Annotated in this window: 24 protein-coding genes and 2 tRNA genes; 1 reads left to right on the top strand and 25 read right to left on the bottom strand. The window is 66.4% G+C overall.

Annotated elements, in window-relative coordinates; all coding sequences use genetic code 11:
- Positions 1-35: 35 nt before the first annotated feature.
- From nusA to LRA98_RS03695, 25 genes are all read right to left on the bottom strand, one after another.
- On the bottom strand, positions 36-1,541 hold the full coding sequence (nusA, locus tag LRA98_RS03815) for a transcription termination factor NusA (RefSeq protein WP_201171426.1): 1,506 nt from the start codon (positions 1,539-1,541) through the stop codon (positions 36-38).
- A gap of 37 nt (positions 1,542-1,578) precedes the next feature.
- Positions 1,579-2,034, bottom strand: coding sequence for a ribosome maturation factor RimP (gene rimP, locus LRA98_RS03810; RefSeq protein ID WP_238633487.1), 456 nt, complete (start codon positions 2,032-2,034; stop codon positions 1,579-1,581).
- A 233-nt stretch (positions 2,035-2,267) separates the two neighbouring features.
- Positions 2,268-2,344 (bottom strand) — tRNA-Met (locus LRA98_RS03805).
- Between the two features lie 73 nt (positions 2,345-2,417).
- Positions 2,418-3,872 carry an NADH-quinone oxidoreductase subunit NuoN gene (gene nuoN, locus LRA98_RS03800; protein ID WP_201171430.1) on the bottom strand — a complete coding sequence of 485 codons (1,455 nt, stop codon included), beginning with the start codon at positions 3,870-3,872 and terminating at the stop codon, positions 2,418-2,420.
- A gap of 13 nt (positions 3,873-3,885) precedes the next feature.
- Positions 3,886-5,403, bottom strand: coding sequence for an NADH-quinone oxidoreductase subunit M (locus LRA98_RS03795; RefSeq protein ID WP_201171432.1), 1,518 nt, complete (start codon positions 5,401-5,403; stop codon positions 3,886-3,888).
- 45 nt (positions 5,404-5,448) lie between these two features.
- Positions 5,449-7,419 carry an NADH-quinone oxidoreductase subunit L gene (gene nuoL / locus LRA98_RS03790; RefSeq protein ID WP_201171434.1) on the bottom strand — a complete coding sequence of 657 codons (1,971 nt, stop codon included), beginning with the start codon at positions 7,417-7,419 and terminating at the stop codon, positions 5,449-5,451.
- Between the two features lie 3 nt (positions 7,420-7,422).
- Entirely contained in the window at positions 7,423-7,728 is a 306-nt protein-coding gene (nuoK, locus tag LRA98_RS03785; RefSeq protein ID WP_201171437.1) for an NADH-quinone oxidoreductase subunit NuoK, read from the bottom strand.
- Between the two features lie 48 nt (positions 7,729-7,776).
- Complete coding sequence (locus tag LRA98_RS03780) at positions 7,777-8,388, bottom strand: NADH-quinone oxidoreductase subunit J (protein ID WP_201171439.1); 612 nt, start codon at positions 8,386-8,388, stop codon at positions 7,777-7,779.
- 16 nt (positions 8,389-8,404) lie between these two features.
- Complete coding sequence (nuoI, locus tag LRA98_RS03775) at positions 8,405-8,896, bottom strand: NADH-quinone oxidoreductase subunit NuoI (protein ID WP_201171441.1); 492 nt, start codon at positions 8,894-8,896, stop codon at positions 8,405-8,407.
- Positions 8,897-8,909: 13 nt separating this feature from the next.
- Positions 8,910-9,923, bottom strand: a complete 1,014-nt coding sequence (gene nuoH / locus LRA98_RS03770; protein ID WP_201171444.1) for an NADH-quinone oxidoreductase subunit NuoH — start codon at positions 9,921-9,923, stop codon at positions 8,910-8,912.
- A 33-nt stretch (positions 9,924-9,956) separates the two neighbouring features.
- A complete protein-coding gene (nuoG, locus tag LRA98_RS03765; protein WP_238633486.1) occupies positions 9,957-12,344 on the bottom strand; it encodes an NADH-quinone oxidoreductase subunit NuoG in 2,388 nt (795 codons plus the stop codon).
- The gene (gene nuoF, locus LRA98_RS03760) at positions 12,341-13,621 is read right to left on the bottom strand and encodes an NADH-quinone oxidoreductase subunit NuoF (RefSeq protein ID WP_201171452.1); all 1,281 of its coding nucleotides are present in this window, start codon (positions 13,619-13,621) and stop codon (positions 12,341-12,343) included. The genes nuoG and nuoF overlap by 4 nt, the downstream gene beginning before the upstream one ends.
- Before the next feature lie 21 nt (positions 13,622-13,642).
- Positions 13,643-14,155, bottom strand: a complete 513-nt coding sequence (locus LRA98_RS03755; protein ID WP_201171454.1) for an NADH-quinone oxidoreductase subunit NuoE — start codon at positions 14,153-14,155, stop codon at positions 13,643-13,645.
- Positions 14,152-15,405, bottom strand: coding sequence for an NADH-quinone oxidoreductase subunit D (locus LRA98_RS03750; protein WP_201171456.1), 1,254 nt, complete (start codon positions 15,403-15,405; stop codon positions 14,152-14,154). Before LRA98_RS03750 ends, LRA98_RS03755 begins: the two co-directional genes overlap by 4 nt.
- Complete coding sequence (locus tag LRA98_RS03745; RefSeq protein WP_201171457.1) at positions 15,398-16,138, bottom strand: NADH-quinone oxidoreductase subunit C; 741 nt, start codon at positions 16,136-16,138, stop codon at positions 15,398-15,400. The genes LRA98_RS03750 and LRA98_RS03745 overlap by 8 nt, the downstream gene beginning before the upstream one ends.
- Before the next feature lie 9 nt (positions 16,139-16,147).
- Positions 16,148-16,624: a NuoB/complex I 20 kDa subunit family protein gene (locus LRA98_RS03740; protein ID WP_011814550.1), complete on the bottom strand. Its 477-nt coding sequence runs from the start codon at positions 16,622-16,624 to the stop codon at positions 16,148-16,150.
- Positions 16,615-16,971 carry an NADH-quinone oxidoreductase subunit A gene (locus tag LRA98_RS03735; RefSeq protein ID WP_011814551.1) on the bottom strand — a complete coding sequence of 119 codons (357 nt, stop codon included), beginning with the start codon at positions 16,969-16,971 and terminating at the stop codon, positions 16,615-16,617. The genes LRA98_RS03740 and LRA98_RS03735 overlap by 10 nt, the downstream gene beginning before the upstream one ends.
- A 255-nt stretch (positions 16,972-17,226) precedes the next feature.
- A tRNA-Leu gene (locus LRA98_RS03730) sits at positions 17,227-17,311 on the bottom strand.
- A gap of 99 nt (positions 17,312-17,410) precedes the next feature.
- The gene (gene secG / locus LRA98_RS03725; protein WP_201171459.1) at positions 17,411-17,827 is read right to left on the bottom strand and encodes a preprotein translocase subunit SecG; all 417 of its coding nucleotides are present in this window, start codon (positions 17,825-17,827) and stop codon (positions 17,411-17,413) included.
- Between the two features lie 9 nt (positions 17,828-17,836).
- Positions 17,837-18,586 (bottom strand): triose-phosphate isomerase, encoded by a 750-nt coding sequence (gene tpiA, locus LRA98_RS03720; RefSeq protein ID WP_201171461.1) that lies wholly within the window; start codon positions 18,584-18,586, stop codon positions 17,837-17,839.
- A gap of 68 nt (positions 18,587-18,654) precedes the next feature.
- Positions 18,655-20,022, bottom strand: coding sequence for a phosphoglucosamine mutase (gene glmM, locus LRA98_RS03715; RefSeq protein WP_201171463.1), 1,368 nt, complete (start codon positions 20,020-20,022; stop codon positions 18,655-18,657).
- A gap of 27 nt (positions 20,023-20,049) precedes the next feature.
- Positions 20,050-20,898, bottom strand: coding sequence for a dihydropteroate synthase (gene folP, locus LRA98_RS03710; protein ID WP_201242074.1), 849 nt, complete (start codon positions 20,896-20,898; stop codon positions 20,050-20,052).
- Positions 20,898-22,856, bottom strand: a complete 1,959-nt coding sequence (gene ftsH / locus LRA98_RS03705; protein ID WP_201171475.1) for an ATP-dependent zinc metalloprotease FtsH — start codon at positions 22,854-22,856, stop codon at positions 20,898-20,900. The genes folP and ftsH overlap by 1 nt, the downstream gene beginning before the upstream one ends.
- Before the next feature lie 46 nt (positions 22,857-22,902).
- Entirely contained in the window at positions 22,903-23,541 is a 639-nt protein-coding gene (locus LRA98_RS03700) for an RlmE family RNA methyltransferase (protein ID WP_201171477.1), read from the bottom strand.
- Positions 23,528-23,800, bottom strand: a complete 273-nt coding sequence (locus LRA98_RS03695) for a hypothetical protein (protein ID WP_201171479.1) — start codon at positions 23,798-23,800, stop codon at positions 23,528-23,530. The genes LRA98_RS03700 and LRA98_RS03695 overlap by 14 nt, the downstream gene beginning before the upstream one ends.
- Positions 23,801-23,811: 11 nt before the next feature.
- Between LRA98_RS03695 and yhbY the strand changes: the two genes are divergently transcribed.
- Entirely contained in the window at positions 23,812-24,102 is a 291-nt protein-coding gene (gene yhbY / locus LRA98_RS03690; protein ID WP_201171483.1) for a ribosome assembly RNA-binding protein YhbY, read from the top strand.
- The last annotated feature ends 4 nt before the right edge of the window (positions 24,103-24,106 follow it).

Below are 24,106 nucleotides of genomic sequence, written 5' to 3'. Positions count from 1 at the left end.
GGCCCAAGTCAGAGACCTCGTCGTGTCCCCTCTTTTCAGTCGGCGCGCTCGCCGCCCTCACTGGCCGCGAACCAAGGCTCGCGGGCCTTCATGATCAGCTGCCCGGCCCGATCCTCATCCATGCCTTCGACCTCCAGCAGGTCGTCCACGGACTGGTCGGCCAGATCCTCAACCGTGACGACGCCGCGCTCAGCCAGGGCCTTTGCCGTCTGCTCATCCATCCCTTCGAGGGCCAGCAGCTCCTCGCTAGGCTGGTTCTCGTTGGCCTCCTCGGCAATCGCCTGGGCCAGGAGCACGTCCCGGGCGCGACTGCGCAGGGCCTCGACGATATCCTCGTCAAATTCCTCGATCTCCAGCAGCTCGGCGGTGGGCACATAGGCCACCTCCTCGATGCTGGAGAACCCTTCCTGGACCAGCACCCCGGCAACGTCTTCATCGACATCCAGGTGCTCGACAAACAGCTGTACCAGTTCGCCGGCCTCGCGCTCGCTCTTGGCCTCGGCTTCCTCGGCGGTCATCACGTTGAGCTCCCAGCCGGTAAGCTCGCTGGCCAGGCGCACATTCTGCCCGCCACGGCCGATGGCCTGTGAGAGCTGCTCTTCGGCCACGGCCACATCCATGGCGCCACGATCCTCGTCGACCACGATGGACTCGACCTCGGCCGGCGCCAGGGCGTTGATGACAAACTGTGCCGGGTTCTCGTCCCACGGGATGATGTCGATGCGCTCGCCACTGAGCTCGTTGGAGACCGCCTGCACGCGCGAGCCGCGCATGCCGACGCAGGCCCCGACCGGATCGATGCGGGGATCCAGGGCACGTACCGAGATCTTGGCACGCATGCCCGGGTCACGGGCGGCGCCGAGGATTTCGATCAGCCCCTGACCGACCTCGGGCACCTCGATCTTGAACAGCTCGACCAGGAAGTCGTTGGCCGTGCGGCTGACGAACAGCTGCGGCCCGCGCGGTTCAGAGCGGACGTCGCGCAGATAGCCGCGAATCCGGTCGTTGGGCCGGATCGCCTCGCGGGGGATCAGATCCTCGCGGGAGACCAGCGCCTCGGTGTTCTCGCCCAGATCAATGATGGCACTGCCGCGCTCCATGCGCTTGACCGTGCCGTTGACCAACTCACCGATCCGGTGTTTGTAGGCGTCGACGATCTGAGCCCGCTCGGCCTCGCGCACCTTCTGCACGATAACCTGCTTGGCGGTCTGCGCCGCGATGCGGCCGAAGTCCACGGACTCGATCGGCTCTTCGACGTAGCCCCCCACCTCGGCACCGGCGTCCCGCTCGCGGGCGCGCTCCAGACTGATCTGGCGCTGCGGCTCCTCCACGGACTCCTCATCGGGCACCACCTCCCAGCGTCGATAGGTGGCGTAGTCACCGGTCTGCCGATCCACCGCGACCCGGGCGTCGATGTCTTCCATGTGCCGCTTGCGCGTGGCCGAGGCCAGGGCCGCTTCAATGGCCTCGAAGATCACCTCCCGGTCCACGCCCTTCTCATTGGAGGTGGCCTCCACGACCAACAGGATTTCTCTACTCATGCCTCCGACTCCGCTGTTCTTCTGCGGCCGACGCCCTTCACGGCTCGAGATCCAGCCGCGCCCGGTCGATCAGCTCCAGGGGGATGCGCAGCTCGATCCCGTCGACATCGCGCACCCGCACGAATTCATCATCCAGTCCCAGCAGGACGCCCTTGATCCGGCGACGCCCCTCGTAGAGCTCCAGCAGGCGCAGCTGGATGCGCTCACCGCTGAAGCGATCGTAATCCGCCGACTTGAAGATCGGCCGGTCCAGTCCCGGCGAGGAGACCTCGAGATGGTAGGCCCCCTCGATCGGGTCCTCGACATCGAGCAGACCGCTGACCTGGTGACTGACCGCCTCGCAGTCCTCCAGGCGAACGCCCGCGGGCGTGTCGATGAACACGCGCAGCGTGCGATTGCCCTTTGCCCCGGTCAGCTCGACCCCGACCAGTTCATAGCCGAGCCCGGCCACCGTCGGTTCGAGTAACGAGTGAAGCGTCTGGATCTGAGACATCCGGCACCACAAACAAAAAGAGGGCCTAAGGCCCTCCCCCCGAGTCCGCTCGTCGGCGAACCGACGGCGGGCGTGTCCAAAGAGCCTGCGAGCCCAACCACCCTCGCAGCTTCAGCCGGCGATTATACACACGCGCCAGGTGACAAAAAAGCGCACGGCCCACGCCGGCTGACCCAACGGGACCGTCCGTCAAGCGCCCACAAAAAAGGCGGCCATGGGCCGCCTTTCCGGATTGGTAGCGGGGGCAGGATTTGAACCTGCGACCTTCGGGTTATGAGCCCGACGAGCTACCAGACTGCTCCACCCCGCAACTGTTAAAGAGGATTATACGGAGACCCTATGCAAACATCAAGCCGTCCCCGCCTTCGCGAGCCGATCCACCGTCACAGTCCCAGGGCCGCCTGGCACAGGGCGATCAACCGCTCGGGGAAGATCCCGAGCACCAGGACCGCCACACCGTTGACGACCACCAAGCTGCGGATGGCGGAGGACGCGCCGGGGGCCGGCAGCGCCTGCGTGTCGGCCTCCGCCTCGGGGCGGTCGAAATAGACGACCTTAAGCACCCGCAGGTAGTAGAAGGCCCCAACCACGGCCGCCACTACGGCAAAGATCGCCAGCGGGATGTGCCCCGCCTCGACGGCCGCCTGGAGCACCAGGTACTTGGCGTAGAAGCCGACCGTACCGGGAATGCCGGTCATCGACACCAGCACCAGCAGCAGCACCCCGGCGTAAACCGGATGACGCTCGTTGAGCCCGCGCAGATCGGCGATCTCCTCAGCCTCGAACCCAGAGCGGGCCAGCACCGTGATCATGCCGAACGCGCCGGCCGCCATGATGCTGTAGGCGATGGTGTAGAACAGCGCGGCCGCGTGACCGGCATCGGTACCGGCGGTAAACCCGACCATGATGAACCCGGCGTGGGCGATGGCCGAGTAAGCCAGCATGCGCTTGAAGTTGGTCTGCACGATGGCGATCAGGTTGCCGACCAGCAGCGAGGCCACGGCGAGGATCATCAGCATCGGCTCAAGCTGCTCGTGCATCGGTCCCAGACCGTCGACCAGCAACCGCATGAACAGCGCCACGGCCGCCACCTTCGGCGCCGTACTCAGGAACAGGGTCACCGGCGTGGGGGCGCCCTGGTAGACGTCCGGCACCCAGGCATGGAACGGCGCGGCACCGAGCTTGAAGGCCACGCCCACCAGCATGAACACCACCCCGAAGAGCAGCATCAGTGGATCGGAGTGGCGGCCCGCCACCTCGGCGATCACCGACAGCTCCAGGCTCGCGGTAGCGCCGTAGACCATCGACATGCCGTAGAGCAGGATGCCGGAGGCCAGCGAACCGAGAACGAAGTACTTCATGGCCGCCTCAGCCGCACGGCGCGAGTCGCGGTGATAGGCCACCAGGGCGTAGAGGGCCAGCGACAGCAGCTCCAGGCCGAGATACAAGCTGAGCAGGCTGGCGCCGGAGGCGATCACCAGCATGCCCAGGTTGGCGAACAGGGCCAGCAGGTAGAACTCCCCCTGGAGCAACCCGCGGTCGCCCAGATAGGGCCGCGTGTAGGCTAGGGCCAGCATGGACAGCAGTGCCACGGAGGCCTTGACCACTGCACCCAGGGAGTCGGCAACGTAGTGGCCCGAGAAGGTCACCTCGTTCACGCCCCACTGGGTACTCAGGGCCAGCACCGCCGTCACCAGCAGCGCCCCCTGGGTCAGATAGAAAGTCGCGCTACGCCGGGCATCACTGGAGAAGAGGTCCACCACCAGCACGCCGCAGGTGGCCGCCAGCAACCAGATTTCCGGCAGCGCCAGGGAGAAATCGGGCGTCTCGAAGCTCATTGCCTCTCCTTCCTTACCGGGCAGCCGGGAGCGCTGCAGAGACGTCGTTCAACAACTCGACCAGGGTCGGCTCCGCCACAGCGACCAGCGCCTGGGGATAGACACCGACGCCGATCACCAGCACCGCCAGCACGCCGAGCAGCATGAACTCGCGCCGGTCGAGGTCGTTCAGCGCAGCCACCCGCTCGTTGGCCACCGGACCGAAGATGACCCGCTTGACCAGCCACAGCGAGTAGGCAGCTCCAACGATCAGGGTCAGACCGGCGATGGCGGCGTACCAGAAGCTGGCCTGGTAGCTGCCGAGGATGACCAGGAACTCGCCGACGAAGCCGGAGGTCCCGGGCAGGCCCGCGTTGGCCATGGCGAAAACCACGAAGAGGGCGCCAAAGATCGGCATGCGGTTGATCACACCACCGTAGTCGGCGATGTTCCGGGTGTGCATCCGGTCGTAGAGCACGCCGACGCACAGGAACAGCGCCGCTGAGATGAACCCGTGGGAGATCAGCTGGACGTAGCCGCCGGTCATCGCCATCAGGGCGCCGTCCCCGGCCTCGGCACCGAGACCGGCCTGGAAGATGACGAAGAACCCCAGGGTGGCGAAGCCCATGTGGGCGATCGATGAGTAGGCGATCAGCCGCTTCATGTCCTCCTGGACCATGGCCACCAAACCGATGTAGACGATGGCGATCAGCGACATGGCGATCACCAGCCAGGCCAGCTCCTGGCTCGCCTCCGGCGCGATGGGCAGCGCGAAGCGCAGGAACCCGTAGGCGCCCATCTTCAGGGTGATCGCCGCCAGGATCACCGAGCCACCGGTGGGCGCCTCGGTGTGTGCATCGGGGAGCCAGGTGTGTACTGGCCACATCGGCACCTTGACGGCAAAAGCCGCCAGCAGTGCCAGGAAGATCAGGATCTGCGCCTCGAGCCCGATGCTCAGCCCGTGGAAATCGAGTACGCCGAAGCTGCCCGCCTCCCAACGCAGATAGAGGAAGGCGATGAGCATCAGCACCGAACCGAGGAAGGTGTAGAGGAAGAACTTGATGGTGGCGTAGATGCGGTTGGCGCCGCCCCAGATACCGATGAGCAGGAACATCGGCACCAGCATCGCCTCCCAGAAAACATAGAAGAGGATGGCGTCGAGCGCCGCGAAGACGCCAACCATCAGCCCCTCCATGATCAGGAAGGCACCCATGTACTGCGCCGGCCGATAGGTGAGCCCGCTGCGACCGGCGACCACCACCAACAGCGTGGCGAAGGCGGTCAGCACCACCAGCGGCATGGAGATACCGTCCACCCCCAGGTGGTAGTGGATGTCGAAGGTCGGCACCCAGTCGCGCTTCTCCACGAACTGCATGCCGCTCCCGGGTTCAAAGGCGAACCAGAGCACAAGGCTGAACAGGAACGTCAGCCCGGCCACGCCGGTGGCCAGTTCCCGGACCGCCACCTCCGAGCGCTGGCCAACGGCCAGCACCGCGGCACCGCCGAGGATCGGCAGCCAGATAATCAGGCTAAGCAACCAACCGTCGAACATCCGTTCTTCCCCTGCGTTCTTGCGCGTCCGTTCCGAAGCCGCGCACTAGGCGAACAGCGTTCGCACAACGAAGAATGAGATCAGCAGCAGTACGCCGATGACCATGACGAAGGCGTAGTGATACAGGTACCCGGTCTGTGAGTACCGCGCCCCGGCAGCGACCCGGCCGATCAGACGCGCCGACCCGTTGACCAGCAGCCCGTCGATCAGCCAGCGATCCCCGACCTTCGACAGCAGCCCGGCGATCGCTCGACCGCCATCCGTGAACCCGCGGATGTAGAGCCAGTCGAACCCGTACTTGTGCTCCAGCACCCGCTGCAGCGGACGCAGGGGCGCCACCACCCGTTCCCGCAGGTCGGGGCGACGCAGGTAGAGCAGCCAGGCCACGAAGACACCGGCCAGCACCAGGTAGAGCACCGGCGTCACCAACGCGTGGGCCATGAAGCCCAGAACCCCGGTGTACCCGTCCGCCAGGCGATCCAGGCCGGTCTGATCGGCAAGCACGCGGATCGACCCGTCGGCGTAGAAGAAGTCGCCCATGACCATCGGCCCGAAGGTGAACAGGCCGATCAGCACCGAGGGCACCGCCAGGAGCACCAGCGGCACGGTCACCACCAGCGGGCTCTCGTGCAGATGTTTGCGGGCGTGCTCGTCCATGCGCTCCTCGCCGTGAAAGACCATGAACAGCAGGCGGAAACTATAGAGCGCGGTGACGAAGACCCCGAGCACCAGCAGCCAATAGGCGAAGGTGGCCCAGCCGCCGGCGGAGTACCCCACGGCCTCGATAATGGCGTCCTTCGAGAAGAAGCCAGAGAAGCCGGGGATGCCGATCAGCGCCAGGGTGCCGACCAGCATGGCGATGTAGGTCACCGGCATGTACCGGGCCAGCCCGCCCATCTTGCGCATGTCCTGCTCGTGGTGCAGGGCGATGATCACCGAGCCGGCCCCGAGGAAGAGCAGTGCTTTGAAGAAGGCGTGGGTGAACAGATGGAAGACACCGGCCGCGTAGGCCGACACGCCCAGGGCCGCGACCATGTAGCCGAGCTGGGAGAGCGTGGAGTAGGCGATGACCCGCTTGATGTCGTTCTGTACCAGCCCGATCAAGCCCATGAAGAAGGCCGTCAGCGCACCCACGACCAGGACCACGGTCAGCGCCACCGTGGACAGCTCGAAGACCGGCGACATGCGGGCGACCAGGAAGATGCCGGCGGTCACCATGGTCGCGGCGTGGATCAGCGCCGAGATGGGCGTTGGGCCCTCCATGGAGTCCGGCAGCCAGACATGGAGCGGGACTTGGGCCGACTTGCCCATGCAGCCGATGAAGATCAGCAGCGCGGCGACGGTCACCAGGCTCCACTCGGCGGCGCCGAAGAGGTTCAGCGTCCGGCCGGGATCGGCCTCCACCGCCGCGAAGATCTCGCCGTAGTGGAGCGTGCCAAAGGCACCAGCCAGTACGGCGATGCCCAGAAGCAGCCCCAGATCCCCCACGCGGTTGACCAGAAACGCCTTGAGGTTGGCAAAGATGGCGCTCTCGCGGGTGTACCAGAAACCGATCAACAGGTAAGAGACGAGCCCGACAGCCTCCCAGGCGAAGAACAGCTGCAGCAGGTTGTTCGCCATGACCAGCATCAGCATGGCGAAGGTGAACAGCGCGATGTAGCTGAAAAACCGCTGATAGCCTGGGTCGTCGTGCATGTAGCCGATGGTGTAGATATGGACCATCAGCGCGACAAAGGTGACGGTGGCCATCATCACCGCGGTGAGCCGGTCGACCAGGAAGCCGATCTCGAAGCTCAGGTCGCCCACCGAGGCCCACGTGTAGACGGTGAAGTCCACCGGCTCCAGATCGCCCCAGACCAGGCCGTGCAGCACCCAGAAGGAAAGGGCGCAGGAAATGGCGACACCGAGGATGGTCACCCAGTGGGCTCCGGCGCGTCCGATCCAGCCGCCAGCCATGCCAGCGATGGCGGCGGCGACCAGCGGAAAGAGGACGATGGCGTAGAGGACCGTCTCCATGGCTTACCCCTTCATCGCATCCAGGGCGGCAACGTTGATGTCGCCGCGTGAGCGGAACAGGACCACGACGATGGCCAGGCCGATGGCCGCCTCCGCCGCCGCCACGGTGAGGATGAAGAAGACGAAGATCTGCCCGGCTATATCCTCCAGATAGGCGGAGAAGCCGATGAAGTTGATGTTCACGGCGAGCAGGATCAGCTCGATGCACATCAACAGCAGGATCACGTTCTTCCGGTTGAGGAAGATGCCTGCCACGCCGAGGGAGAACAGCAACGCCCCCAGGATCAGGAAATCGGACAGCTCGATCATTGGGCCTTCCTGCTTGCCTTCGCTAGTCGTTTGCCCGGCTTCGGGCCCTCAGTTCCGCGTATGGTCCTGCCGTCGCGAGGACTTCATGCGCACCATGCGCAGGCGGTCGTCCTTCTTGACCGACAGCTGCCGGGGCACATCCTGCTTGTGCGTCCCCTCGCGCCGGCGCAGCGTCAGGGTGATCGCGGCAACGATGGCCAGCAGTAGGATCACCGCCGCGATCTCGAACGGGTAGACGTAGACCGTGTACAACACCCCGCCAATCGCCTGGATATTGTTCACGTCCGCCGCCGGCTCGGGGATGGTCCCACTGACCAGGTCCGCCCGCTCGGAGACGATGACCGCCACCAGCTGCGCCGCCATCAGGACCGCCACCAGTGCCCCGACCGGCAGGTAGCGGGTAAACCCTTCGCGCATCGGGGCGATGTTGATATCGAGCATCATCAGCACGAAGAGGAAGAGCACCATCACCGCGCCGACGTACACCAACACCAGGGCGATGCCGAGGAACTCGGCACCGGCCAGTACCCAGATCACCGCAGCGTTAAAGAACGCGAGCACCAGGAACAGCGCCGCGTGGACCGGGTTGCGCACGGAGATCACCATGGTCGCCGCGAACAGCAGCACCCCGGCGAAGATGTAGAAGATCACCTGTTCCATAAGCCCGAGGCTCCCATTACCGGTAGGGCGCATCGGCGGCGCGATCGGCCGCCAGCTGGCTCTCGTACTTGTCACCCATGGCCAGCAGCTTCTGCTTGTCGGCGACCCGCTCCTCGCGACGCTCCATGTGGAAGGTGTCGAGCCGGGTCAGGACGATGGAGTCTACCGGGCAGGACTCCTCGCAGAAGCCGCAGTAGATGCACTTGAACATGTCGATGTCGTAGCGCGTGGTGCGCCGTGTGCCGTCGGCGCGCTGGTGTGAATCGATGGTGATCGCCAGCGCCGGGCACACCGCCTCGCAGAGCTTGCAGGCGATACAGCGCTCCTCGCCGTTGGGGTATCGACGCAGGGCCAGGTGCCCCCGGAAACGCGGCGACTTCGGCGCCCGCTCTTCCGGGAACTCCAGCGTGACGCTGCGTCGGAAGAACATGTGCCCCGCCGTCAGCCGCAGTCCGCGCAGCAGCTCGGTGAACAGGAAGCTGTTCAGATAGTCGTTTAGCGGTCTCATGACCGTACCCCCGTCAGAACCAAGGACCGACGCCGCCGTAGACCAAGCCGGTGAGCACCACCAGCCAGACCACGGTGGCCGGGATCAGAACCTTCCAGCCCAGCCGCATGAGCTGGTCGTAGCGGTAGCGCGGGAAGGTGGCGCGGAACCACAGGTAGCAGAAGGCGAAGAAGGCAGCCTTCGCGAACAGCCAGACGATCCCGGGGACCCAATCGAACGCTGGCCCAAGCACCGGCAGCCCCTCGAAGGGCGAGTGCCACCCGCCCAGGAACAGAGTCGCCGCGAGGAACGAGATGAGCAGCATGTTGGCGTACTCGGCCAGGAAGAAGACCGCGAAGGCCATTCCCGAGTACTCCACGTGGAAACCGGCAACGATCTCGGACTCGCCCTCGGCAATGTCGAACGGCGCCCGGTTGGTCTCGGCGACGCCGGAGATCCAGTAGATCAGGAACAGCGGCAGCAGCGGCAGCCAGAACCACTCCCAGAACGGACCGGCCTGGGCGTTGACGATGCCGGTGAGGTTCATCGTCCCGGCGGCCAGCAACACACCGACCAGCGCGAACCCCATGGCGATCTCGTAAGACACGACCTGGGCCGAGGCGCGCAAGGTACCGAGCAGCGCGTACTTGGAGTTGGAGGCCCAGCCGGCGATGATCAGTCCGTACACCCCCAGCGAGGTCATCGCCAGGATGTAGAGCAGACCAGCGTTGATATCCGCCACCACCAGGCCGTCGTCGAAGGGGATCACCGCCCACGCGGCCAGGGCCGGCATGATGGCCATCGCCGGGGCGATCAGGAACAGCGTCCGGCTGGCGTAGGTCGGGATGGTGATCTCCTTGAAAAGGAGCTTCAGCGCATCGGCAATGGGCTGCAGCAGCCCGCGGGGACCGACCCGGTTGGGCCCGCGTCGATCCTGCATGTGACCGATCACCCGCCGCTCGACGTAGGTGAAATAGGCCACGGCCAGGAACAGCGGGATCAGGACGGCCCAGATCTTGGCGAACTGCCAGAAGAGTGTCTCGTACATGCCCTCGATCGTCCTTTTCTGCGGCTCTGCGGCCTAGAGCGCTTCCAGCGAGACGGTCCCGTAAGGGCCGCCGAGCGCCGCACGCTCATCCAGCCCGGCAGGAATCCAGGCCACGCCTGCCGGCACGGCGTCATCCACGACCAGCGGCAGCTCCGCCACCCCGCTGTCGGCACGGACCCGGACGCGGCGTGGCTGCGTCTGCGAAAACCCGAGTTCGGCCGCCGTCTGCGGGGCAAGCACCACCTCGGCCCGCCCGGCAATCGGCGCCTGCTGCAGTGGCAGCGCGCGCCGCACCAGCGGATCGCCGGCGTAGATCGGCACACCACCGGCCAGCGCCAAGCCCTGCCCCGTCTTCGCCCCGGCGGCCACCGCCGTGGCCGGGTAGTGCGACCCCGGCCTCAGATCCCGACAGAGCCCGGCCAGCTCGCCGTAAACATCGGCGATGTCGTTGTATTCGAAGCGCTCCACCCCGAGGACCGTGCCCAGGGCACGCAGGACGCGCCAGCCCGGGCGTGCCTCGCCGGGAGGCTCCGCCACACCACGGCAGCTCTGCCAGCGGCCCTCGTTGTTGACGTACGTCCCGGCACTCTCGCCGAAAGCGCCCATCGGCAGCAGGACGTCGGCCTGGGCGCGCAGCTGCTCGTCGGCGAAGGCCGTGATGGCCACCACCTCTTCGGCCTGCTCCATGGCCTGCCGGGCGGCCTGCGGATCCCATAGATCGCGGGTCGGCTCGACGTTCAGCAGCAGATACCCCTTGAGCCCGGCGCGCAGCATGGCGTCGGCGCTGCGTCCGGCCGGCTGTGCCGCCACGCCGCCGGCCTGACGATGTGGCACCGCGCCGACCAACCAGCCACCGGCGGTATTGCCGGCCTCGGCGAGAACCCCGAGGCGCCCGCCGCAGAACTCCGCGATACAGCTGCCCAGGGCCCGCAACGCGGCAGCCTGCGGATGACTGCTGGCGAGGTTGCCGAGCAGCGCCGTGGGCCGCTGCGCCGCGGCCAACCGGCGCGCCACCTCGCGGGCGTGATCCGTCACCGGTCCGGCCACGGCAGCCAATTCGTCGGGCAGCGAGCGCCCGGCTCCCTCGGCCACTGCCACCGCCACCGCGCCGAACTCGGCAACCAGCTGCGCCGGCGCAACGGCCTGCTCTGAGGCCAGCGGCAGGTTCCAATCGAACCCCCGGGGGTTCAGGGCCATGATCTGCGCGCCCGAACGCGCGGCCTTGCGCAGGCGGTGGTTGATCAGCGGCTGCTCGTGTCGGGTATAGGCCCCGACCAGCAGCGCCGCATCGACCTGCTCGAGCTCGGCGATCTCCTGCCCGAGATAGGGGAAGGGCGGTGCCTGTTCCTGGTCCGAGGTGTCCACCTCGCGGAGCCGGTGGTCGACGTTCCCGCTCCCCAGACCGCGCAGCAGTCGCGCCGCCAGGTAGAGTTCCTCGAGGGTGGCGCTCGGCGCCAGCAGCCCGCCCAGACCATCAGCGCCGTGGCGCTGGACGACCCCCTGCAGGGCCCCCGCGGCGCGATCGAGTGCCGTCTCCCAGGGCACCTCGTGCCAACGGCCGTCGCACTTGATCATCGGCTGCACAAGCCGGTCGGCGTGGTCGACCCCCTCAATGGCGAACCGGTCGCGGTCGGCGATCCAGGTCTCGTTGATGGCCTCGTTCTCGCGCGGCACCGCCCGCTGGATACGTCCGCGCAGGGTGTGCAGCGCCAGGTTCGAGCCGACCCCGTCGTGGGGGGAGACCGCTGGGAAGCTGAGCAGCTCCCACGGACGGGCCCGGAAACGGAACGGCTTGTTGGTCAGCGCTCCAACCGGGCAGAGGTCGATCACGTTGCCGGAGAGCTCCGAGCTTAGACCCGTTTCCAGGTAGGTCGAGATCTCCATGTGCTCGCCCCGCCCCATGCCACCGAGTTCCTTCTGCCCGGCCACCTCGTCGAGGAAGCGCACACAGCGGGTGCAGTGGATACAGCGGGTCATCTCCGTGGCGACCAGCGGGCCAAGGTCCTCGTCGGCCACGGAGCGTTTGCCTTCGGTAAAGCGCGAGATCCCGCGGCCGTACCCCATGGAGATGTCCTGCAACTCGCACTCGCCGCCCTGGTCGCAGATTGGGCAGTCGAGCGGGTGGTTGATCAGCAGGAACTCCATCACCCCGCGCTGCGCCTTGATCGCCGTCGCCGATGTAGTGCGCACCACCATGCCGTCAGCCACTGGCGTGGCGCACGCCGGCAGCGGTTTCGGCGCCTTCTCGACCTCGACGAGGCACATCCGACAGTTGGCCACCACCGAGAGGTGCTTGTGGTAGCAGAACCGCGGGACGTGGATCCCGTGACGGTCGGTGGCCTGAATCAGCATCTCGCCCTTGCGGGCCTCGATGGAGCACCCATCGACCTCGATGGTGACCGTCTCCTCGTTTGCGCTCATGCCGCTGCCTCCACCGGGGATCGACCGTGCTCGATGTAGTGCTCGAACTCGTGCCGGAAGTGCTGGATGAAGCTCTGCACCGGAGTTGCCGCCGCATCACCGAAGGCGCAGATGGTGTGCCCGGCGATCTGCCCCGGCACCTCCTCGAGCATGCGTAGGTCGTCGTGGGTGCCGCGCCCCTCATGGATCCGCTGGACCGCGCGATAGAGCCAGCCGGTGCCTTCACGACACGGCGTGCACTGCCCGCAGGACTCGGCGTAATAGAAGCGCGTGATACGGGCGAGGATGCGCACCATGTCCGTGGTATCGTCCATCACCACCACGGCCCCGGAGCCGAGCATGGAGCCGGCTGCAGCAATGCTGTCGTAGTCCATGTCGGTCTCGAGCATGGTCTCGCCGGGGACCACCGGCGTCGAGCTGCCGCCGGGGATCACCGCCTTGAGCCGGCGACCACCACGCACACCGCCGGCCATCTCCAGTAGCTCGCGGAAGGGGATGCCCATCGGGATCTCGTAGTTGCCGGGGCGCTCGACGTGACCGGAGACGGAGAAGATCTTCTCGCCGCCGTTGTTCGGCCTACCGAGGTTGAGGAACCAGTCGGCGCCATTGCGGATGACCGCAGGCACCGAGGCGAGGGTCTCGGTGTTGTTGATGGTCGTCGGCTTGCCGTAGATGCCGACCTGCGCCGGGAAAGGCGGCTTGTATCGGGGCTGGCCCTTCTTGCCCTCGAGCGACTCCATGAGTGCCGACTCTTCGCCGCAGATATAGGCGCCGGCACCGTAGTGGTTGTGGAGCTGGAAATCGAAGCCCGAGTCGAGGATGTTCTGCCCCAGGTAGCCGGCCTGGTGGGCCTCGGCCACCGCCTGCTCCATACGCTCGAACGGCTCGTGATGGAATTCGCCGCGCAGGTAGTTGTAGCCGACGCTCGCGCCCATGGCGTAGCCGGCGATGATCATCCCCTCGACCACCGCATGCGGGTTGAAACGCAGGATGTCGTGATCCTTGCAGGTTCCCGGTTCGGACTCATCCGAGTTGCAGATCAGGTACTTCTGCCCGGCACTGTCGCGGGGCATGAACCCCCACTTGATCCCCGGCGGGAAGCCGGCACCGCCCCGACCGCGCAGGGCGCTCTGCTTGACCTCGTCGATGACCTCCTGGGGCGACATGGGCGTGCGCAGCACGCGCTCGAGGGCCTTGTAGCCACCCACCTTGCGGTAGGTCTCCAGGCTCCACGGCTCGTCATAGCCCAGGGTCGTATAACAAACTTGGTTGACCATGACCCCTCCGCGCCCTGCGGCTCAGCTCAGCCCGTCGAGGATCTCGTCGATCCGCTCGCGGGTCAGATGGGTGTAGTAGTGCCCGTCGACGACCATCATCGGCGCCCGCGTGCAGGCGGCCAGGCACTCCTCCTCGCGCACCAGCGTGATGCGTCCGTCCGGCGTCGTCTCGCCGAGCCGGATCCCGAGCTTCTCCTCGGCGTAGGCCACCAGCTCATCGGCGCCGTTGAGACAGCACGAAATATTGGTGCAGATATTGACCTTGTGCCGGCCCACCGGCTCATCGAGGTGAAACATGGAGTAGAAGGTCGCCACCTCGAAGGCGCTGGCCCGGGGCATGCCGATGTAGTCTGCGGCCGCCGCCACGTGACGCCGCTCCAGCCAGCCGCCGTTATCATCCTGCAGGATGTGCAGCGCCGGGATGATCGCCGACGCCCGCCCCTGCTCGTCATCGGGATACTTAGCCAGCCAGTGGTCGATACGCCGGCACTGGTCCGCGCTCAGGGTCTCTGCTGCCACCGTCTGCTCCGTCACCGATCCACCTCCCCGAACACCACATCCAGCGAGCCGATCAGGGTCACCACGTCCGCCAGCATGTAGCCGCGGATCATCTCGTCAGTAGCCGCCAGGTGGTAGTAGCACGGCGGCCGGACCTTTAAGCGGTACGGCTTGTTGGCGCCGTCCGAGATCAGGTAGACGCCAAACTCGCCCTTGGGCGCCTCTACCGCGGCGTAAACCTCGCCGGGCGGCGTGCAGTACCCTTCGGTGAAGAGCTTGAAGTGGTGGATGAGCGACTCCATGTCGTCTTTCATCTCTTCCCGGGTCGGGGGGGTCACCTTCGGATCGTCGACCCGCACCGGGCCCGGGTTGTCGCGCAGCCAGTCCACGCACTGCTTGATAATGCGCACCGACTGGCGCATCTCCTCGACACGCACCAAGTAGCGGTCGTAGGAGTCACCGTTGACGCCGACCGGGATGTCGAAGTCGACCCGGTCGTAGGCGGCGTAAGGCTGTTTCTTGCGCAGGTCCCAGGCCACTCCGGAGCCGCGCAGCAGCGGACCGGTAAAGCCGAGTTCCACGGCACGCTCGGCGGAGACCGGGCAGATGTCCACCAGTCGCTGCTTCCAGATCCGGTTCTCGGTCAGCAGCGTCTCGTACTCGTCCACGCAGGCGGGGAAGCGCTCGCAAAAGTCGTCGAGAAAGTCGAGCACCGAGCCCTCGCGGGCGCGGTTCATCTCACGCAACTCCTTCTCGCTGCGGTAGGGCGAGGGCTCGTACTTGGGCATCTGGTCGGGCAGGTCGCGGTGCACCCCGCCCGGGCGGTAGTAGGTCGCGTGCATCCGCGCGCCCGAGACCGCCTCGTAGACATCCATGAGATCCTCGCGCTCGCGGAAGGTATACAGGAACGCGGTCATGGCGCCGACGTCGAGCCCGTGCCCGCCGAGCCACATCAGGTGGTTCAAGATGCGGGTGACCTCGTCCATCATCGTGCGGATATACTGCGCCCGCAGCGGCGGCTCGATACCGAGCAGTTTCTCGATCGCGCGCACATAGCCGTGCTCGTTGCACATCATCGAGACGTAGTCGAGCCGGTCCATGTAGCCGATGGACTGATTGTACGGCTTGGATTCGGCCAGCTTCTCCGTCGCCCGGTGCAGCAGACCGATGTGGGGGTCGGCGCGGCGCACCGTTTCCCCCTCCATTTCCAGCACCAAACGCAGCACCCCGTGCGCCGCCGGGTGCTGCGGGCCGAAGTTCAGGGTATAGCTCTGGAACTCAGCCATCGGCTTGTCCCTCCGTGCCTTCCGCCTTGTGCGGTGCGGCGTAACGGTTGTCTTCGCGGATCACCCGCGGCACGAGCACCCGCGGCTCGATCTCCACCGGCCCGTAGACGACACGCCCCTTCTCGGGGTCGTAGCGCGGCTCTACGTTGCCGATCAGCGGGAAGTCCTTGCGGAAGGGGTGCCCGACAAAACCGTAATCGGTGAGGATCCGGCGCAGATCCGGGTGGCCTTCGAAAACGATACCGTACAGGTCGAAAGCCTCCCTTTCGGCCCAATTGGCGGACGGCCAGAGGCCCGACACAGAGGGCAATACCGGCAGGTCGTCATCCTCGGCGAAGCAGCGCACGCGAAGGCGCTGATTGTGCGTCAACGACAGCAGCTGATAGACCGCCGCGAAACGCCGGCCGGTCCGCTCCTCGATCGACTGCACCCCGTAGATGCCGGTCAGGCCCAGACGCCCAAACCCCGGCTCGGTCACCCCGCGGCTGAAGCCTGTCCCGGTCGCCGACTCGGTGATCCACTCATCCTGGCCGTAGGCGGCGTAGTCGACCCCGGCGACATCGGACAGCTGCTCGAAACGCCAATCGGCGGCATCACGCAGCTCGGTCATCACCGCAACCAACTCGGCGGGCCGGACCTCCAGCGTCACCTCGCCGCGCTCGAGCCAGCAATCGGTCAAACGACCACCGAAATGGCCGCGGAGCTGCTCCAACAGGCTCTCGGGCTCAGCCATGACTCTCCCTCAACGTGCGATGGTATTGGTCCGGCGGATCTTGTTCTGCAGCTGCAGGATGCCGTAGTACAGGGCCTCGGCCGTGGGTGGACAACCGGGGACGTAGATGTCCACGGGGACGATGCGGTCGCAGCCGCGCGTCACCGAGTAGGAGTAGTGGTAGTACCCCCCGCCGTTGGCACACGACCCCATGGAGATCACCCACTTCGGCTCCGGCATCTGGTCGTAGACCTTGCGCAGCGCCGGGGCCATCTTGTTGCAGAGCGTGCCGGCGACAATCATCACATCAGACTGCCGCGGGCTGGGCCGGAAGATCAGACCGTTGCGGTCCATGTCGTAGCGCCCCGCCGCGGTGTGCATCATCTCGACGGCACAGCAGGCCAGGCCGAAGGTCATGGGCCACAGGGAGCCGGTCCGCGCCCAGTTGATCAGCTTATCCGCGGAGGTCGTCACGTACCCCCGCTCCAGGATGCCTTCTACTCCCATTCCAGCGCCCCTTTACGCCACTCGTAGAGCAAACCGATCACGAGAAGCCCGACAAATAGGCCCATGGCCAAGATGCCGAACAGCCCAATGTCGTCCAACACAACTGCCCAAGGGAAGAGGAAGGCGATCTCGAGATCGAAGAGGATGAACAGAATGGCGACGAGGTAATAGCGCACGTCGAACTTCATGCGCGAATCCTCGAAGGCCTCGAAGCCGCACTCGTAAGGCGACTGCTTTTCCGGATCTTCACGCCGAGGACCGAGCACGAACCCGGCAGCCAGAGGCAGGACGCCGAAGACGAGCCCGACGACAATGAAGAGCAGAACCGGGAGGTAATTCTCTAGCATCGTTCGCCGCTCCGCTGGTGAGAACACGGGACCGGTGCCCCGCCCCCGTGTCGAACATCGCTGGAGTTTACGGAGCGGTCTCTCTCCGTGTCAACTCAGCGGCTTTTTTAACTTCCTGATTTTAAAGACGTTATCGTGCCGACAAACGATCGTGACGGTTGCGGGAAATCAATCCCGCCAACCGGCGCGACCAGACAGGGACGATCAGGGTGCGGGATATCGCGCGAGTGCGCGCTGAGGAAGGAGAGATATAGATGGTGCCGAAGGCCGGACTCGAACCGGCACGGCTTTCGCCACCGCCCCCTCAAGACGGCGTGTCTACCAGTTCCACCACTTCGGCACGTAGACAGTTGCGCTTGGGCGTTTACTCTGCCCCAACGCGGGACGCATGATAGCAACCCTGATCCCGCGATTCAATCCCGCAATCGCGGAAAAGGGGCTACTCCGCTTCACCCTCTTCCGCAGGCGCGTCCGGCTCCACCGGCTGACCCGGCGCCTCAGGCGCGGGGGCCTCCTGCTCCGCCGGCATGTCCGGAGCCGCCGGCGCCTCCGGATCCTCCTCTTCCGTCTCTTCCTCGCTCTCGAGCACGTCGTCGTCGCCAATCACCGAAGCGCCGCCGCCGATCCCCTGCGAGGCGATCACCGCCAGCCCCAGGCTGGTCAGGAAGAAGGTCGTACCCAGGGTCGCAATCAGCTTGGTCATGAAGGTCGCTGCGCCGCGCGAGCCGAAGACGGTGCTCGAGGCACCGCTGCCGAAGGCGGCTCCCATGTCAGCGCCCTTCCCCTGGTTCAGCAGGACCAGCACCACCAGGGCAACGGCGATGACGATATGGACGGCAAGCAACGCTTCAAACATGGGTCTACCTCAGCCCTCCGCGGCTGCGTTGTAAATCGAAAGGAAGCTGTCGGGATCCAGCGACGCGCCACCGATCAGACCGCCGTCGATATCCGGCTGGGCCAGGAGCTCGGCGGCATTGTCCGCCTTCATGCTGCCCCCGTAGAGGATGCGCAGCTGGTCGGCCACCTCATTGCCATCGCGCTCCGCAACGCGCTGACGGATGAAAGCGTGCACCGCCTGCGCCTGTTCCGGGGTTGCGGTCCGCCCGGTCCCAATGGCCCAGACCGGCTCATAGGCGATGACCGCCCCCTGGAAGGCCGCCCCGTCCACGGCGTCGATGGCAGCGTCGAGCTGTTCACCTACCACAGTCTCGGTGCGCTCGGCATCTCGCTCGGCCAGGGTCTCGCCAACGCACAGGATCGGGGTCAGCCCGGCATTGCGCGCCGCCACGAACTTGCCGGCCACCCGGCCGTTGTCCTCGCCGTAGAGCGTCCGACGCTCCGAGTGCCCGACGATCACGTAACGGCACCCCGCCTCGAGCAGCATGCCCGCCGACACTTCGCCGGTGTAGGCGCCCGACTCGTACTCGCTGACGTCCTGCGCACCCAGCGCCACACCGAATGGCAGCTGCGATGCGGCCGCCGCGAGCAAGGGATACGGCGGGCAGACCGCCAGCTCGGCATCGCCACCGCTGTCGGCAGCGTGCTCCGCAACGCGGCGGACCAGATCCTGGTCGCCGTTCATCTTCCAGTTACCAGCAATGATCTTGCGCCGCATGCCTAGACCCAACCCTGTCTATGGATTCCTGTGAAGCTGACGAAGCCTATCTACACAAGCGACTGAAATCAAATCGGGTCGGTGGCCGCACCCCGGGCCGCGCTGGCCACGGTCTCCGCCAGCGACTCGACCAGGCGATCCACCTGCGCCCCGTCGGCGCCCTCGACCATCACCCGCAGCAGCGGCTCTGTCCCGGACGGACGCAACAACACCCGCCCCCGTTCGCCGAGCTCTTGCTCGGCCTCGCTGACCGCTTCGTTGACCGCCGGCAACCCGAGTACGTCCACGCCACGCTCGATCGGCACATTGACCAGACGCTGTGGATAGTACTGCATCCCGGCGACCAGCTCATCCAGCGGCCGGCCGGTGGTCACCATGGCCTCGAGCACCTGCAGCGCCGAGATCAGCCCGTCGCCGGTGGTGGTCCGATCCAGGCAGATGATATGACCGGAGGACTCACCGCCCAGCACACCGCCGACCTGCAGCAGCCGCTCGAGGACATAACGGTCGCCCACCCGGGTCCGCTCCAGGGGAAGCCCCAGCTCCTGCAGCGCCACCTCCAGGCCGAGGTTGGTCATTTGGGTGCCGACCACCGGTCCGCACGCCTGACCACGGGCCACCCGGGCCGTAGCGATGATATAGAGCAGACCATCGCCATCGATCAGGCGGCCGGACCGGTCGGCCATGATCACCCGGTCGCCGTCGCCGTCGAACGCCACACCGACATCCGCGGACTCGTCCACCACCCGTCGGCACAGACGCTCCGGGTGCTGGGAGCCGTGATCGACATTGATGTTCAGCCCGTCCGGCTCGTGGCCGATGAGCACCACCTCGGCACCCAGCTCGCGGAGCACCGCCGGTGCCGCCTGGTAGGTGGCACCGTGGGCGCAGTCAACCACGACCCGGAGACCGCGCAGGTCGATGCGCCGACCCACAGAGCCCTTGCAGAACTCGATGTACCGCCCGACCGCGTCGTTGATACGGGTCGCGCGGCCCAGCTCCTGGCAGGGGACCATCTGCGGCGGCCCGTCCTGGAGCAGTCGCTCGATGGCCTCTTCGGTGGCGTCGTCGAGCTTGTAGCCATCCGGGCCGAAGAACTTGATCCCGTTATCGTAATGCGGGTTGTGCGAGGCGCTGATGACGACACCGGCCCGGGCATGGAGGGTCCGCGTCAGGTAGGCAATGGCCGGGGTCGGCATGGGCCCGAGCATCAGACTGTGCACGCCGGCGGCCGCGAAACCGGCCTCGAGGGCGGACTCGAACATGTACCCGGACAGCCGGGTGTCCTTGCCGATGACCACCTTGCGCTGCCCCTCGCCGACGAGGACACGGCCAGCCGCCCAGCCCAGCCTGAGGACGAAGTCCGGGGTGATCGGCGCCTCGCCGACCCGCCCGCGGATGCCATCGGTTCCGAAATAGATTCTCTGCTCGGCCAAGTCCGTGTTCCCTTTCAGTGCACTTGCCTAGGCGCTCGCGGCCGTCGCTGCCACCCGCACCGCGTCGGCGGTTGCCCCAACATCGTGGGCACGGATGATCCGTGCCCCCTGGAACACGGCGACGGCCGCCGCCGCCAGGCTGCCTGGCAACCGCTCCTCCACCGGGCGATCCAGCAGTTTGCCGATCATGGACTTGCGCGACATGCCGACGAGCACCGGTGGTCCGAGCGCCACGATCCGATCCAGGTGCCGGAGCAGCTGGTAGTTGTGCTCCAGCGTCTTACCGAAACCGAACCCCGGATCGAGCAGCATGCGCTCGCGTGGCAGCCCGGCCTCCTCGGCGGCGGCCATCCGTTCCGCCAAGCATTCGGCCACCTCGGTCACCACGTCATTGTAGCTCGGCGCATCCTGCATGGTCCGGGGCTGACCCTGCATGTGCATCAGACACACTGGGACGCCCAGCCCGGCGGCTGCCTCCGCGGCCCCCGGCTCCTGCAGCGCACGGATGTCGTTGATCAAACCCGCCCCGGCGGCTACCGCCTCGCGGGCCACCTCGGGCTTGTAGGTGTCCACGGAGATCGGGCAATCGACCTCGCGGGCCAGGGCCTCGACGACCGGGACCACTCGCTCAAGCTCCTGCTCCAGCGGCACCGGCGGCGCACCGGGGCGGCTCGACTCGCCTCCGACATCGATCAGGTCGGCGCCCTCGGCCACCATCCGCCGGGCATGGGCGCGCGCCTGCTCCAGGTCGAGGAAGTGGCCCCCGTCCGAAAAGGAGTCCGGGGTCACGTTGAGCACGCCCATAACCCGCGGCCGATCTAACGAGAGGGGGCGGCCCCCGCAATGGAGAACCGCCCCGTCGGACAACGCCACCATCAGTGTTCGCCTACGGGTCCGCCGATGGGTCCCTCGCGGCCGTCGTCCTTGCCATCCGTTTCGGCCTGGTCGTCAACCCCGACCGTCTCGCCCTCGTCGGTGGAGCCACCGCCCTGATCGCGATCCTGCCACCCCTTGGGCGGCCGGGGCTCCTTGCCCTGCATGATGTCATCGATCTGGTCGCGGTCGATGGTCTCGTACTTCATCAGGGCATCGGCCATGATATGGAGCTTTTCCAGGTTCTCCTGGAGGATCTTCTCCGCGGCGGTGTAGTTGCTGTCGATCACCGCCCGGACCTCCTCGTCGATGGCGTGCTGCGTCTCGTCCGAGACCTCCTTCTGCTGCGCCATCGAGCGGCCGAGGAAGACTTCGCCCTCCTCTTCGCCGTAGGCAAGCGGGCCAAGCCGCGCCGAGAGCCCCCACTTGGTGACCATGTTGCGGGCAATCTCGGTGGCCCGCTGGATGTCGTTCTGGGCACCGGTGGTGACCCGGTCGTTGCCAAAGATCAGCTCCTCGGCGATCCGGCCGCCAAAGAGGCTGGCAATCATGCTGTCCAGGCGCTGCTTGGTGTAGCTGTACCGATCCTCTTCCGGGAGGAACATGGTCACGCCCAACGCACGACCGCGTGGGATGATCGTCACCTTATGGACCGGATCATGCTCCGGGGTGCGCAGGCCGACGATGGCGTGCCCAGCCTCGTGGTAGGCCGTGAGCTTCTTCTCGTCTTCCTTCATCACCATGGACTTGCGCTCGGAGCCCATCATGATCTTGTCCTTGGCCTGCTCGAAGTCCGTCTGATCGACGGCCTCCTTGTTGGCCCGCGCTGCGAACAGCGCCGCCTCGTTGACCAAGTTCTGCAGATCGGCCCCGGAGAAGCCCGGCGTTCCGCGGGCGATGATCTCGGGCCGGACGTCGTCGGCCATGGGCACCTTGCGCATGTGCACGTTCAGGATCTGCTCGCGTCCGCGCACATCCGGCAGCGGCACCACCACCTGGCGGTCGAAGCGGCCGGGGCGCAGCAGTGCCGGGTCGAGCACGTCCGGCCGGTTGGTGGCGGCGATGACGATGATGCCCTCGCTGCCCTCGAAACCGTCCATCTCGACGAGCATCTGATTTAGCGTCTGCTCGCGCTCGTCGTGACCGCCACCGAGCCCGGCGCCGCGTTGACGGCCGACGGCGTCCAGCTCATCGATGAAGATGATGCACGGCGCCTGCTTCTTGGCCTGCTGGAACATGTCCCGCACCCGGGAGGCGCCGACGCCGACGAACATCTCGACGAAGTCCGAGCCGGAGATGGAGAAGAACGGCACCCGCGCCTCGCCGGCGATGGCCTTGGCGAGCAGGGTCTTGCCGGTTCCCGGCGGCCCGACCATGAGCACGCCGCGCGGGATGGTCCCGCCGAGCTTCTGGAACTTGCTTGGGTCGCGCAGGAAGTCCACAAGCTCCTTGACGTCCTCCTTGGCCTCGTCGCAGCCGGCCACGTCCGAGAAGCTGTGCTTGCTCTGCTCCTCGGTCATCATCTTGGCCTTGCTCTTGCCGAAGGACATCGCCCCGCGGCCGCCACCGCCTCCCTGCATCTGGCGCATGAAGTAGATCCACACGGCGATCAGCAGCAGGAAGGGCGTCCACGAGATGAGGATCTGCAGGAGCATGCTGTCTTCCTCAGCCCGCTCCGCATCGATGGTGACGCCGTGCTCGAGCAGTTCGCCGATCAGCGCCCGGTTGTCCACCTCGGGGTTGAAGGTCAGGTACTCGTTGCCGTCGGCGTGCTGGATGGTGATCTCCTCGCCCCGGATCAGCACCTCGCGGATATTGCCGCGCTCGACCTCGTTGAGGAACTCGGAGTAGGGGACCTTCTCGGTCACATCCGCCGACTGCTCCTGGAAGTTGCTGAATACGGACATCAGCACGACGGCGATGATGACCCAAAGGATCAGATTCTTGGCCATGTCGCTCACGGCGTCACCTCAATCTGCCTGAATGCGGCACCTGATAGGCACCTTACTATACCGTCGGACCGCGAGCCAGAAGGTAGACCTCCCGACTGCCCGACCTGGAGGCGTCCGGTTTGCGAGAGAGGACGCGGGAGAAGCGCCGTGTCAGCTCGCCGCGGAACGTGTCGAACCCCTCGCCGTGGAAGACCTTGACGAGGAAGTCACCATCCTTATGCAAGAATTGACCGGCAAAGTCGGCGGCGAGTTCCGCCAGCCCCATCGCCGCCGGCTGATCCACCGCGCTGTGCCCGGTCAGATTTGGCGCCATGTCGGAGAGCACCACATCCACCGGGCGCCCGCCCAGCGCGGTCTCCACGGCGCGCAGCCCGTCGTCGGTGGAAAAGTCGGCGTGGACGAACGTAACCCCGGGCAGGGGTTCCATCTCCAGCAGGTCGATGGCGACGACCAACCCCGACGCGCCCACCTTAGGCGCCGCCAGCTGCGACCACCCACCGGGCGCGGCGCCCAGGTCAACAACCACCTGACCGGGGCGCAGGAGCCCGTCGCGCTGGTCGATCGCCTCGAGCTTAAGTGCTGCCCGCGAGCGCCACCCCTCAGCACGGGCACGGCGGACGAACGGATCGCTTTCGTGCCGGCTCCGCCGGGCCCGGGAGTTGCAGCCGCTGCGCCGCCGCCTACAGGCCGCCATGCCCGCCCCCTTCCGCCACGCGGCGGCGCGCCACGGCACGTGCGCGCAGCACGACCCAGCCGGCACCCAGGCTGGCGACCACCAGCACGCCGAGCGCCTCCTGCCAGGCGGCGAGATCGAGACCCAGCGTCAGGAAGTACGCCGAGATGATCACCAGCACCACCACACCCAGCTCGATCTTGACCTCGCGCAGCGGCCCGCCGCTTGCCCGGACCACGCCACGGCGTGATAGCCTTCTTGCTTTATCGTCACCAGGCACCAAACACCTCCATGCATCTAGATCCGGATCAACTCAAGCAACTCCGCCGGCTCGGCCACGCCCTCAAGCCCGTCGTCCTGACCGGGGCCGCCGGCCTCAGCGAGGGGGTCCTGGAGGAGATTGAGCGTGCCCTGGACGACCACGAGCTGATCAAGGTGAAGCTCGCCGGCGCCAGCAAGGAGGAGCGCCAGGCCATGACCGAGGAGATTGCCGAACAGACCGGGGCGATCGTGGTCCAGACCATCGGTCGGATCGTCCTGCTCTATCGAGAGAACCCGGAGAAGAGCCAAGTCCTGATCTGAGCTC

This window comes from Halorhodospira sp. M38, assembly GCF_022227985.1.
In the GTDB taxonomy this organism is placed as follows: domain Bacteria; phylum Pseudomonadota; class Gammaproteobacteria; order Nitrococcales; family Halorhodospiraceae; genus Halorhodospira; species Halorhodospira halophila_A.
Note: the sequence above shows the minus strand (reverse complement) of the source record. Positions and strands in the feature narration are given on the sequence as shown.